At 37.8% G+C, this 12489-nt stretch carries 12 protein-coding genes and 1 other annotated feature; of the genes, 2 read left to right on the forward strand and 10 right to left on the reverse strand.

Annotated features, from left to right (window positions below; translation table 11 throughout):
- Positions 1–853 precede the first annotated feature (853 nt).
- From O3598_RS05895 to O3598_RS05905, 3 genes are all read right to left on the reverse strand, one after another.
- Entirely contained in the window at positions 854–1228 is a 375-nt protein-coding gene (locus tag O3598_RS05895) for a hypothetical protein (RefSeq protein WP_371447521.1), read from the reverse strand.
- Positions 1218–2060 (reverse strand): BRO family protein, encoded by an 843-nt coding sequence (locus O3598_RS05900; RefSeq protein ID WP_371452133.1) that lies wholly within the window; start codon positions 2058–2060, stop codon positions 1218–1220. The genes O3598_RS05895 and O3598_RS05900 overlap by 11 nt, the downstream gene beginning before the upstream one ends.
- Positions 2061–2307: 247 nt before the next feature.
- Entirely contained in the window at positions 2308–3645 is a 1338-nt protein-coding gene (locus tag O3598_RS05905; protein ID WP_371452135.1) for a hypothetical protein, read from the reverse strand.
- A 113-nt stretch (positions 3646–3758) separates the two neighbouring features.
- Between O3598_RS05905 and O3598_RS05910 the strand changes: the two genes are divergently transcribed.
- The gene (locus O3598_RS05910; RefSeq protein WP_156718414.1) at positions 3759–3986 is read left to right on the forward strand and encodes a hypothetical protein; all 228 of its coding nucleotides are present in this window, start codon (positions 3759–3761) and stop codon (positions 3984–3986) included.
- A gap of 355 nt (positions 3987–4341) precedes the next feature.
- On the opposite strand, the gene O3598_RS05915 is transcribed toward O3598_RS05910, so the two are convergent.
- The 5 genes from O3598_RS05915 to infC all read right to left on the reverse strand — a co-directional run bounded on the left by O3598_RS05915 (position 4342) and on the right by infC (position 6886).
- Entirely contained in the window at positions 4342–4824 is a 483-nt protein-coding gene (locus tag O3598_RS05915; protein WP_371452137.1) for a hypothetical protein, read from the reverse strand.
- 79 nt (positions 4825–4903) lie between these two features.
- The gene (locus tag O3598_RS05920) at positions 4904–5545 is read right to left on the reverse strand and encodes a polysaccharide deacetylase family protein (RefSeq protein WP_371452139.1); all 642 of its coding nucleotides are present in this window, start codon (positions 5543–5545) and stop codon (positions 4904–4906) included.
- A gap of 170 nt (positions 5546–5715) precedes the next feature.
- Entirely contained in the window at positions 5716–6066 is a 351-nt protein-coding gene (rplT, locus tag O3598_RS05925) for a 50S ribosomal protein L20 (protein ID WP_005376311.1), read from the reverse strand.
- 46 nt (positions 6067–6112) lie between these two features.
- A complete protein-coding gene (gene rpmI / locus O3598_RS05930) occupies positions 6113–6310 on the reverse strand; it encodes a 50S ribosomal protein L35 (protein WP_005376016.1) in 198 nt (65 codons plus the stop codon).
- A 21-nt stretch (positions 6311–6331) separates the two neighbouring features.
- Positions 6332–6886: a translation initiation factor IF-3 gene (gene infC, locus O3598_RS05935; RefSeq protein ID WP_005376236.1), complete on the reverse strand. Its 555-nt coding sequence runs from the start codon at positions 6884–6886 to the stop codon at positions 6332–6334.
- Positions 6887–7195: 309 nt separating this feature from the next.
- On the opposite strand from infC, the gene O3598_RS05940 reads away from it, so the two are divergent.
- Positions 7196–8710 carry a DASS family sodium-coupled anion symporter gene (locus tag O3598_RS05940; RefSeq protein ID WP_371452141.1) on the forward strand — a complete coding sequence of 505 codons (1515 nt, stop codon included), beginning with the start codon at positions 7196–7198 and terminating at the stop codon, positions 8708–8710.
- Between the two features lie 442 nt (positions 8711–9152).
- On the opposite strand, the gene O3598_RS05945 is transcribed toward O3598_RS05940, so the two are convergent.
- Complete coding sequence (locus tag O3598_RS05945; protein ID WP_287503338.1) at positions 9153–9674, reverse strand: MarR family winged helix-turn-helix transcriptional regulator; 522 nt, start codon at positions 9672–9674, stop codon at positions 9153–9155.
- 227 nt (positions 9675–9901) lie between these two features.
- Complete coding sequence (thrS, locus tag O3598_RS05950; protein ID WP_005380602.1) at positions 9902–11812, reverse strand: threonine--tRNA ligase; 1911 nt, start codon at positions 11810–11812, stop codon at positions 9902–9904.
- A gap of 74 nt (positions 11813–11886) precedes the next feature.
- Positions 11887–12116, reverse strand: a binding site (T-box leader).
- Between the last annotated feature and the right edge of the window lie 373 nt (positions 12117–12489).

Below are 12489 nucleotides of genomic sequence, written 5' to 3' on the forward strand. Positions count from 1 at the left end.
TAATATCAAATGCCCCATTTCTTTCGGCATCTTAGCCTCAAGCCCGCTTGAGAGTGTGTTATAAATTAGTTGTTGCACAAAATACTAATCAGTTAGAATCATACCTCGTACAGTTTTAGGAAAAATCTTCCTCTCACATAAATTCTCTCAAATAGTATATATGTATAGAATATCATATTTCATTTGACTTATAGTAGTATAATATAAGTATAAAAAATAGGAGATGATTACTATGAAATTTACTAAACGTATACTCATCGTGACTACCCTAGCCGTGACTGCTGTAGTGTCCACAGGATTTGCTTATGATTATATATGCAATAATTCTCAGTACAATTGCAATACTAACACACAATACAACTGCAATAACAATGCTAACTATGCACCATACAACAATAACAACCAAAACTATTGCGGTTCAAACTCTAATACTAGAGGATGCGGCGGATATAGAAGATAAGATATTAGACATGACAGAAGCCTATAGTACAATTTTCGTGCTATAGGCTTTTATCATCTATAAGTATACATAACTCTATAGCATATTAACATAAACAAGGTTAAATAAGTGTCGACAAATTGTCGACACTTATTTATACTGAACCTAGAGTCATCAACGTGAGTTAGGCTCATCACCGAAAGGTGGTGATGCTATGAACAATTATGAAAAAGTAATACTCATCATTGCTATATTGTCTCTAGCAGTATCCATTCTTACTTTTATTTTAAAATAGGGATTATAGGACATAACATAAGACCTCCCATAAATCATATATAAATAAAATACCACATCATACAGGACAAAAAATCCCTATCTGATGTGGTATTATTTTCTTTACGCTCTACTTCCTCACTATATACAAAATGTAATACTACTTTTAGGATTTTTCAGTTTCGGAAAGCCATATATCTCCAACGCATGTAAAATCTTTTGAATAGTCTCTTTGATATTATCTTTAGACACAGGTATAGAACTTACGATATATATAATGCCATCAGCTTTTGCAGGATAAATGCTTACAACACAATCATGACTATGTATGATACGAAGCAGATATACATCATAGGTAGACTCAACATAAAAATCAAACTCCTGATTTTCATATATTACATCAGGTATATCGTGTACTGGCGCTACTGTACAATCAGATATCAGAAAAGAATCTTCATCAAAATGTACTCTACAATTACGCTTTCGTTTCATCCGTTCAAATCGTTCATCTATCATGTTTCACCACATCACTAATTAGTCGTCCCAAGTCTATGGCATTTTTAGATGTAATAACAGGTTTGCCAGTTCTAGCTTCAATCGATTTACGTGCATCACCAGCAATAGAACCACCATCTTGAGCAACTTGTTTATTCTCGTCTAATCCTTGAGGATTAGTTGCCTCCGCAATATCCTTTGTAGCCGTTTCGGCTAACATATTTAAGATAAGTTCTGTAGTAGGCATATTATCTCGTAGATTTTCTTTTTTTAGCCCCTTAAAGTCCTTATATTCTCTAGTTGTCATTCCAGACCAAGCTTTAGAGATTTCATTCGTTAGGATAGCATATTCATTGCCACCCTTAACACCATGATCTTGCCATATATCTGTAAGTTCTTTACGCACTTGAATAGCCTGTAATCGTTGGTTAATCCATTCTCGGCTATAGCCCTTACGCGCATATGATTCTAAAGCCCTATCAATCGTGAGTTCCGGATCAATGATTTCATCAATACGTTCTTTACCAACCTCTGCTAACCACATTTTAAAAGGTTCTGCCTTAGGTGATGGAACAGATTGGATTATACGAAAAATACCTTGCATATCAGCTACATCAGTCTTATATGACTTACCATCTGTCGACTTAAGTTTCAGTTGTCGACAAAATGTCGACAACTCACTTCGTTCTTCTTCTGACATACGTTTTTTCACACGATACCAATAGTCACGCGGATTATTGCTTTCAGTCAGAGAACCTATCACATCAACTACACTAAAATACCACTCTTCCCTTTCATTATCCCACACAGAACGAATTTGACTACCTTCAAACATCTTTACATCATCACTCATACATCTTCCTCCTCTCTTTAATCACAAATATATGTTCTATATTATTATCTATAGTATACGCCTTTTAGCATAAGAAATAAAGATATTTTCTAGAAACATAGAGCTCTTTTTTAACTTTCATCACACACAAAAAGCCCTCTATCACAAGGTATATACCTCACAACAGAGAGCCTATAGTTACATGAAAAAATCTAACCGATGGTGAGAGTTACTTCACAAGGTATTTTTAGAACCCTTACATTATCTATTATTTCGCATTCTTAATATCAACCGTCGCCATGTCTTTTGGCATCTTAGCCCCAAGTCCACTTTGGAATGTGTTATAGTAGTCCTTATTGTTATTAGTATCTACATATTGCACAATATCTCGCAAATCTTTTTCAACTAAAGAGCTTGTATTATAGATCATAATAAAGTGATTGTATACGTATTGTTTATCATGGGATATTAACATATAAATCGTTGTTTTAGGACGCTTAATTTGCATATATACGGATGACATAGCATCATTCCATACGGTAGCAAATTGGATTGGTTGATGCATCGAATACTTGTCAGTTAGAATAATACTGCGTACAGCTTTAGGGAAAATCTTCTCTGGATGTTGTATATCATCAGCCTCAACCGGCATCACCATGATACCTTCTCTATACTGATCGCTATCGTATACATACATGTACGAATCATTCTTATCTTCCCGTATCATTTTACTTGTTTTTAGCGTTAAGAATGTAAAATCATTAATTCTTAATGCTTTACTTTTTGAAAGTATATCCTTCGCTGGTTCAATGGATGGTAATACATAGTTAACCAATGGGGACATTATTATCTCTTTAGCCTTATCAACACCTTGTACTTTTAACACACTAAACTGTTTTCTAGGCATAAAATTATAACCCACATGATACGAAATCGTCGGTGTATTCTTCATCGTAAAATTAAGGCTCCCCACCATTGGTGCATCCTTAGCATACGTGACATCCCATGTCGCTTTTTCAACCGTGGGATACGTAAATTTACCAGCATATAATGAATGGTCATCACCACGAAATACGCCAGCTGTTTTCTCTGCGATAGCTTTCATATCATCAACAGTCAGCTTGCTATAAGGAATCTTACTATCCTCCCAATTATTGCCTGCTGGTTGATGACGTAATTCATAAGCCATCATACCGTTGGGGCTCATAATCATTGCATTTCTGAAAGCAGGTGTACCATCTGCAATCTTCTCAGTATTCCCATATCGACTCGAGTAAGGCATGGTGAATTTTACATTGGCTCCATCCTCTTTCAAAATAAATATTGATGAAGAAAAATCTAATGCATGGTTCAACTCACGATTTGAATAAATGATATCATTTAGATCAAATTCGCCATTACCTACCACTTGTTTGGGCATATATGTTTTTATATCCTTTTCAACATCCCGTTCCATCTGTTGCGCATCCGCATCAGTCTTGCGATAATTCTGATATGCATCCTTTGATACCGTCGGATCTGCACCAGGTATATTAATATCAATTGCGTTACTACTAAAGGCAACACAACTTAAACAGAGCATAGCCATCAATACACGTTTCATCATACAAACTCGTCCTTTCACATAAATTCTCTCAAATAGTATATATATATAGAATATCATATTTCGTTTGACTTATAGTAGTATAATATAAATATAGAAACTAGGAGGTGATTACTATGAAACTTACTAAACGTATACTCATCATGACGGCTTTAGCCGTAACTGCTGTAGTGTCCACAGGATTTGCTTACGATTATGTATGCAATAATTCTCAGTACAATTGCAATACTAACACACAATACAACTGCAATAACAATGCTAACTATGCACCATGTAACAATAACAACCAAAACTATTGCGGTCCAAACTCTAATACTAGAGGATGCGGCGGATACAGAAGATAATATATTAAACATGACAGAAGCCTATAGTACGATTTTCGTGCTATAGGCTTTTATCATCTATAAGTATACATAACTCTATAGAACATTAACATAAACAAGGTTAAATAAGTGTCGACAAATTGTCGACACTTATTTATACTGAACCTAGAGTCATCAACGTGAGTTAAGCTCATCACCGAAAAACGCCTAACGTATAAAAGCATTCGCAGTGCTTACACGTTAGGCGCATTCTAAATTTGCAATTTTGTAGATGGGCCTAACGCTAGCTACACGTTGATGGCTCTCTTTGTATTTATAATATAACATACTTTACGTTATATAGCAAAAATACAAAATTCAAAGTATCTTAAATTTATCAATGTATAACTAATCCCGCTATTCCCCACATCACGGCGATAACGCCAAATATAAATCCCCATATACTAAGGAACGAATAGATCATAGATTGATGAGGATAGATTCTGATGGAATAAGAGCCATAATCATCCTTACCACCCATCAAAAATCGACTAATAGTGCCAAAGATCTTAGCCATCGGACTAGGGTTATCGTTAAATACAATCTGATATGTTCCCGGCTTAGCATGAAATGTATAGAGCTCGATGCGTACATCGATTACTTTAGTTACGCTAGCGGGTATATAGCTAGTTCTTAATGAGACTTCCTTTTCTGTTTCACAGTTAATCAGCTGCAATCCAAACATCCCTAAAGGAGATTTTTTAAATCGATTACCATTAAGCCATACCCCATAGCGACCAGCTGTTTCAATGGTAAAAACACCTTTATCCGTTCTATAGGGCATATCATGTATAGCCGAGATAGTAAAAATCTTCACCATATACCGAAGGCTAATCACCAGTAAGAACAGTCCGATGGGTATCATTAATAATGTTACATACAATATAACGCCACCTTTATTACGAGTTCATGCGGTTAAAGTATTCAATAGATTGCGGTGTAAATCCAATATAGGTAGTGCCATTAGAATAAGGTCCTAATTCATATGGTTGGTAAACTAGATCGATGTTCCCCTTACCGCGTAGGCAGTAGTTATCAGTTACATATTTTACACTCCAGCCTTGAGGAATACGGCTCTTTGTATGGGAACCTGTGTAGTAATCTAATACATAAAATCGTAATCCTCTGTCCAACTGTTCTGCATTAGCGATTTTTACATAATTGTATAGAGGAACACGTTGACCTGTTATTTTATTATATACAAGTCCTCTGGTATTAGTCATACCATGAACGGCACCGGCATAGTAATGATAGGTCGTCAATAGAATGGAAACAACTTGGCTATCTTCATAGGTTACCTTATAATTTTGAGCCACCTTATAAATATGTTGGTTGTAATACATATCCTTTGCTTCTAGCACATAGTTTGCGATATCTGTATTAATCGCTTGTTGAGCATAAGCAGAATCAGTATATACCAAAGGATATTTTAAATCTAAATTGGCATCTGATTGGCTACCAGTTACAACTTTTGCATAGCCTGGTATGGCTAACATAGCACCTACGGCCCCTAAAACTAAAGCTTTCTTTAATACGTTCATACTAATCCCTCCTCTACCTGAGATTTGTTAACGAAATATCTATACTGAGTATTTCGCCATGAACTAGTAAATCTCCTTTTTATTGTTTCTGTACCATCGTACTAGAGGAGGCTTTCACCATACAAAAAAGGACCCTCCAAAGAGAGTCCTTAATTCGTTATGGTATGCTATTAAGCGTTTTTAGCTACTTCAACAAGTTTAGCGAATGCTGCTGCATCGTTAACTGCCAAGTCAGCCAACATTTTACGGTTAACTTCAACGCCTGCTTTAGTCAAACCAGCGATGAAACGGCTATAAGTTGTGCCATTGATGCGAGCTGCTGCGTTGATACGAGCAATCCACAATTGACGGAATTCGCGTTTTTTCGCACGACGGTCACGACGAGCATAGTACAACGCTTTCATTACTGTTTCGTTAGCTTTTTTGAACAAACGAGAACGAGTACCGCGGTAACCTTTAGCTAATTTCAAAATCTTTTTATGACGTGCATGAGCTGTAACGCCCTTTTTCACTCTTGCCATTGTATATTCCTCCTAAATTACGATATATCAATCTAATAGTTAGCGATTAAGCGTATGGTAAGCATTTAACTACGCGTTTGTAGTCAGATTTAGCAACCAATGTAGCTTTACGTAAATTACGTTTACGAGCTGGAGATTTTTTCTCAAGAATGTGGCTTTTGAAAGCTTTTGCACGCTTGAATTCACCAGTACCAGTTACTGCGAAACGTTTAGCCGCTGCGCGACGAGTTTTAATTTTTGGCATAATTATAATCCTCCCAATATCCTATTTACTTACTAAAATCATGGTCATATTACGACCTTCTAATTTAGCTGCTTTTTCAATAGACGCCGTTTCTTTGAGTTCTTCAGCAAAACGTGTCAACACTGCCATGCCAAGTTCAGGGTGAGAAAGTTCACGACCGCGGAACATGATGGTTACTTTTACTTTGTTACCTTCACCCAAGAATTTGGATGCGTTTTTCATTTTTACGTAAAAGTCATGGTCTTCAATATGTGGACGTAACTTAACTTCTTTTAAAGTTACGATTTTTTGTTTCTTTTTCGCTTCTTTCTCGCGTTTTTGTTGTTCATAACGATATTTACCGTAGTTCATAATGCGAGCTACTGGTGGTTTAGCGTTAGGTGCAATTTCCACAAGATCAAGATGCTTTTCTTCAGCCAATGCCAACGCCTCACGGCCAGACATAATACCGATTTGTTCGTTTTCAGGACCTACGACACGAAGTTCACGAGCACGAATCTCTTCATTAATGCGTGGTGTATCCTTGCTAATAGCTTTCACCTCCAAGAGAATAAAAAAACGGATGGCATACACCATCCGAATAGAGTTCTCTATATGTAACCTCATACTTCATGGTATTAGGTGAGTGGCGGATGGCCTCTGCTTCATAAATTACTTAATTATAATAACAAATTGACTGGTGAAAGTCAACACTAATCTTGTACTTTCCCATATATTTATTATTACAACTCCTATAGTATAACAAAGTTTATGAATTTCGTACAGGTCCATACATCTCATTTTAATTATAATGATACCCTCGTATGTATACAATATTCTTATATATTATCACATACTTATTTATGAAATACTGTATAATAATAGCTACAGAAAGGAGTGTTTATTATGAGTACAGTAAGTAGTACTAACACAACACAGCATACTGCGGCTCCTCCGAAGGGTCCTACGACAGCACAAAATATCGGACTTATTCTCGCATTTATTGTTTTAGGTGTCATTTTATTATTACCAACGCCTGAAACATTATCCACTGGTGGCCATCGCATGATTGGTGTCCTCGCCTTTGCCATCATCCTATGGATGACATCGGCTGTATCCTATCCGGTCAGTGCGACCATGATCACAGCCCTTACGGCCTTATTACTCGGTTTCTCACCAAATCCTGAGGCCCCTGCTAAAATGATGGGCACCGCTAACGCATTAAAGCTCATCATTTCTGGTTTTTCATCACCTGCTATGATCCTCGTTGGTGCAGCCATGTTTATCTCGGTGGCCATGCGTAAAACGGGCCTCGACCGACGCATCGCCATGCTCGTTTTATCTAGCGTCGGCACCAAGGTAAGTCGCATTTATCTCGGCGTTATCATTACGGGCCTTATCCTAGCATTCTTTGTTCCAAGTGCAACAGCCCGTATTGCTTGCCTCGCTCCGATTATCATCGGTATCGTTGAGAACTTAGGTATTGAACGTAAAAGCCGCGTTGCGGCCCTTCTCATGGTGGGCGCTGTACAGGCTGATACATTCTGGAATATCATGATTCAAACGGCGGCCGCCCAAAACCTTGTGGCCGTAGGATTTATGCAAACACAGATGAATACATCTGTTAGCTGGATTGACTGGCTCACAGCTGCTGCTCCATTTTCCATCATCATGGTAATTATTGCCTACTTCTTAACACAAGCATTAATTAAACCAGAATTCAAAGAACTCGTCGGCGGCGATGTACAACTCGCTAAGATGCGCCAAGAAATTGGACCTATGAGCACCGATGAAAAGAAACTCTTATGCATCTCCATCGGTTTACTTGCATTGTGGGCTACAGGTGGTAAATTACATTCCATCGATACTACAACTACTACAATCATAGCGATTGCCCTATTCTTCTTCCCTAAAATTGGTATTATGGATTGGAAATTCGCACAACCAAATATCGACTGGGGTTCCATCGTTATGTTCGGTGCTGGTATCGGTCTCGGTACAGTTTTACTTAAAACAAAAGCAGCCACATGGCTCGCTCAAGTATTCGTTAACGCATTCTCTTTAGAATCCGCTACGGTGTTCTTGTTGATTGCCATCATGGCTGCATTCCTCATCGTAATCCATCTAGGATTTGCCTCTGCTACCGCCCTTTCATCAGCGATGATACCAATCGTTATCTCCATCGTTGTAGGTCATAATGCAGAAGGACTCAATCCAATTGGCGTAACCATGATCATGCAATATGCCATCTGCTTTGGTCTAGTATTACCAGTAAACTCACCACAAGGTATGGTGGCTTATGGTACAGACACATTCGACGTAAAAACATTCATGACAACAGGTATTCCTTTGACCATCATCGGCTATGTAATGATGCTCGTATTTGCACTTACATACTGGCACTGGATAGAGATTGCCTAAAATACTACAGGCCTGTATCATTTCTTGGGACCGTTAATACACCTTCCTAAAATTAGTACAGGCCTGTTCTATTTCTAGAGACACATATACACACCTTCCCCAAATTAGTACAGGCCTGTTCTTTTTCTAGAGACGCACATACGCATCTTCCTCAAATTAGTACAGGCCTGTTCTATTTCTAGAGACGCACATTCACACCTTCCTCAAATTAGAACAGGCCTGTTCTTTTTCTAGAGACGCATATATACACCTTCCCAAAATTAGTACAGGTCTGTTCTTTTTCTAGAGGCGCACATACACATCTTCCTCAAATTAGTACAGGCCTGTTCTATTTCTAGAGACGCACATTCACACCTTCCCCAAATTAGTACAGGCCTGTTCTATTTCTAAAGATGCACATTCACACCTTCCCAAAATTAGTACAGGCCTGTTCTATTTATTTTTATTGGATATAATCCGAATCAATAAAGTTAGCTATAGGTTTCTTTGCCATTCTATTATGTATATGAATTAATAGTCTTGTTGTTTGTTCTCGTTGTTCTTTAGGTATTTGAGAAAACAAGGCCCCCATTACCTTATTATGCGTTGATGATATGCGTTCGTAGGTACGAACTCCTTTCTTTGTTAGCATAACATCCCGAGATCGTTGGTCGCTCCAATGTTTTACAGTGGTAACTAAACCTTTTTTCTCAAGATTTTTTATAACCCACCCCACATGACTAAGGTGTTTGTTATTTAACAAGGCTTTGAGTTCCGTATAAGTTACTACATGTTTCGTCTTATACACATGTTTAATAATAGAAAATTCTTCACGTGTTACATTGCCAGCATCATAGATTTTAGATTCTTTATCATAGAAATCTTTATAAACCAAGTCAATCATCCCCCATAATTGACGATGAGCGAGCGTAAGATTTTTATTCTTTTTACGTTGCAAAATTGAAGCTAAACTTGACTTCTCCACACAAGGTCACCACCTAATCATAATAAGATGTTCATTATAATTTCTCCCGATACTATAATAAAAGAAAAATCCCCTTATATATGAACTGCTACTATTAGATTATAAAATCTAAAGATAACTGTCCAGTATATAAGAGGATTTTTTATACTAAATTATTATTGACCAAATATCGTTAAATCCATCAAAAAATGATAGATAAATAATCAGATATATCAACAATTATATAATTAGTTGCGTTCTTTAATTTCAATTTTAATGGAATTGAAGAATTCGTCGAATGGAACTGTACCCAATTCGTCGCCGCCGTGTTTACGTACGTTAACGGAATTATCTTCCATTTCTTTATCGCCAACAACGAGCATGTAAGGAACTTTTTCCATTTGTGCTTGGCGAATTTTGTAACCAATTTTTTCGTTGCGATCGTCTACTTCTACGCGAACGTAGTCATGGCGCATTTGTTTTGCCAATTGGTTAGCGTATTCCACGTGTTTTTCTGAAATAGGTAATACTTTCACTTGAACAGGTGCCATCCAAGTTGGGAATGCACCAGCATAGTGTTCAGTCAAGATACCGATGAAACGTTCCATGGAACCGAAGCATGCACGGTGAATCATGATAGTACGATGTTTTTGACCATCTTCACCAATGTATTCTACGTTAAAGCGTTCAGGCAAGTTCATATCCAATTGGATAGTACCACATTGCCATGTACGGCCCAAGGAATCTTCGATATGGTAATCGAGTTTAGGACCATAGAACGCGCCGTCGCCAGGGTTGATAACATAATCGATGCCTTTTGCTTCGATAGCGTTACGCAATGCTTCTGTAGCTGCTTCCCAAATTGCATCATCACCCATTGCATTGTCTGGTTTAGTAGACAATTCAACATGGTATTTCAAACCGAATTGGCTATAGATACGGTCGAACAATTCGATAACTTTCATCAATTCGGATTGCATTTGTTCAGGCAACATAAATACGTGCGCATCGTCTTGTGTGAAAGCACGAACGCGGAACAAGCCGTGTAGTGCGCCAGATAATTCATGACGGTGAACTAGGCCAAGTTCTGCATAACGAAGTGGCAAGTCACGGTAGGAATGCATTTCGTTTTGGTAAACTAAGATACCGCCTGGGCAGTTCATAGGTTTAATTGCATATTCTTCGTCATCAATGATTGTAGTATACATATTTTCACGGTAATGATCCCAGTGACCAGATGTTTCCCACAAATGTTTATTCAAGATGATTGGTGTGCGGATTTCATCATATTCGAAATCATGATGTACTTCGCGCCAGAAGTTTTCCAATTCGTTGCGAAGAGCCATGCCTTTTGGCAAGAAGAATGGGAAGCCAGGACCTTCTTCTTTGATAACGAACAAACCAAGTTCTTTACCAAGTTTACGGTGGTCGCGTTTAGCCGCTTCTTCAAGCATGTGAAGGTATGCATCTAGTTCTTCTTTCTTTTCAAATGCTGTACCGTAGATACGTTGCAACATTTTGTTCTTTTCATCGCCGCGCCAGTATGCACCTGCAATGCTTTGTAATTTGAAAGCTTTCACCTTACCAGTGGATGCAACGTGAGGACCTGCACAAAGGTCAACAAAATCGCCTTGTGCATAGCAAGAAATCACAGCATCTTCAGGAAGGTCTTCGATCAATTCTACCTTGTAATCTTCGTTTTTAGATTTGAAGAACTCGATAGCCTCTTGACGAGACATTACGGATTTAGTGATAGGCAAGTTTTCTTTCACAATACGGCTCATTTCCTTTTCGATTTTAGTCAAATCTTCAGGAGTCAATGTATGCTCCATATCGATATCGTAGTAGAAACCTTTATCGATAGCAGGACCGATAGCCAATTTTGCTTCTGGCCATAAGCGTTTAACCGCTTGTGCCATAACATGAGAAGCTGTGTGACGTAATGTGTGTTTACCACCATCTTCTTCGAATGTTAAAAACGCTACTTCAGAACCATCTACAAGTTCTTCACGAAGGTCTGTTAATTCTCCATTTACATTGGCTGCTAACACTTTTTTAGCCAAACTATTAGACAATTTTTTTACTGCTTCCCCAAGAGTAGTGCCAGCAGCGTATTCCTTTGCACTACCATCAGGTAAAATGATTTTTACATCTGCCATTTTAATTTCCTCCAATTTATTATCTAGGATAGACTGGATTTTTGTAATAAAAAAAGACCCCCTATCCCTACAAAACAAGGGACGAAGATCATTCGCGGTTCCACCCTAGTTAATTCACCGCATCACAAGGATACAGTTCATTCACTTCATTAAGCCCGATAACGGTGGCTGCCGTATTTGCCTACTTAAGTTCAACAAATCAGTTTAAAGGGGGTAACTCTAATATATGTGTAAGGCATTTCCAGCATCTGCCTCTCTCTGGTACACAGGGATATAAGAATCATGTCCTTTGCATCACTTTTACTAAGATATCTTATCATAGGTCCTAAAAAATTTCAACTATATAAGTACCTCCTAAAAAATAGAACAGGCCTGTTCTATTTCTAAATATACTCTATTAACATGTCTCTCAAATTAGTACAGGCCTGTTCTATTTCTAGAGGCACGCATACACATCTTCCTAAAATTAGTACAGGCCTGTTCTATTTCTAAAGGCACGCATACACATCTCTCTAAAAATTAGTACAGGCCTGTTCTATTTCTAAAGATACGCATACACATCTCTCTAAAAATTACTACAGGCCTGTTCTATTCCTAAAGGCACGCATACACATCTCTCTAAAAATTAGTACAGGCCTGTTCTATTCCTAAAGGCACGCATACACATCTCTCTAAAA

It is taken from the genome of Veillonella atypica, from assembly GCF_041431435.1.
Lineage (GTDB): Bacteria > Bacillota > Negativicutes > Veillonellales > Veillonellaceae > Veillonella > Veillonella atypica.

Bases quoted from the DNA above. Each gene is read 5' to 3' on its own strand.
- rpmI (WP_005376016.1), bottom strand. From the start codon at position 6,310: ATGCCAAAAATTAAAACTCGTCGCGCAGCGGCTAAACGTTTCGCAGTA.
- O3598_RS05895 (WP_371447521.1), bottom strand. From the start codon at position 1,228: ATGATAGATGAACGATTTGAACGGATGAAACGAAAGCGTAATTGTAGA.
- O3598_RS05910 (WP_156718414.1), top strand. From the start codon at position 3,759: ATGAAACTTACTAAACGTATACTCATCATGACGGCTTTAGCCGTAACT.
- O3598_RS05915 (WP_371452137.1), bottom strand. From the start codon at position 4,824: ATGGTGAAGATTTTTACTATCTCGGCTATACATGATATGCCCTATAGA.
- thrS (WP_005380602.1), bottom strand. From the start codon at position 11,812: ATGGCAGATGTAAAAATCATTTTACCTGATGGTAGTGCAAAGGAATAC.
- O3598_RS05905 (WP_371452135.1), bottom strand. From the start codon at position 3,645: ATGATGAAACGTGTATTGATGGCTATGCTCTGTTTAAGTTGTGTTGCC.
- O3598_RS05900 (WP_371452133.1), bottom strand. From the start codon at position 2,060: ATGAGTGATGATGTAAAGATGTTTGAAGGTAGTCAAATTCGTTCTGTG.
- O3598_RS05940 (WP_371452141.1), top strand. From the start codon at position 7,196: ATGAGTACAGTAAGTAGTACTAACACAACACAGCATACTGCGGCTCCT.
- infC (WP_005376236.1), bottom strand. From the start codon at position 6,886: ATGGTGTATGCCATCCGTTTTTTTATTCTCTTGGAGGTGAAAGCTATT.
- O3598_RS05920 (WP_371452139.1), bottom strand. From the start codon at position 5,545: ATGAACGTATTAAAGAAAGCTTTAGTTTTAGGGGCCGTAGGTGCTATG.
- rplT (WP_005376311.1), bottom strand. From the start codon at position 6,066: ATGGCAAGAGTGAAAAAGGGCGTTACAGCTCATGCACGTCATAAAAAG.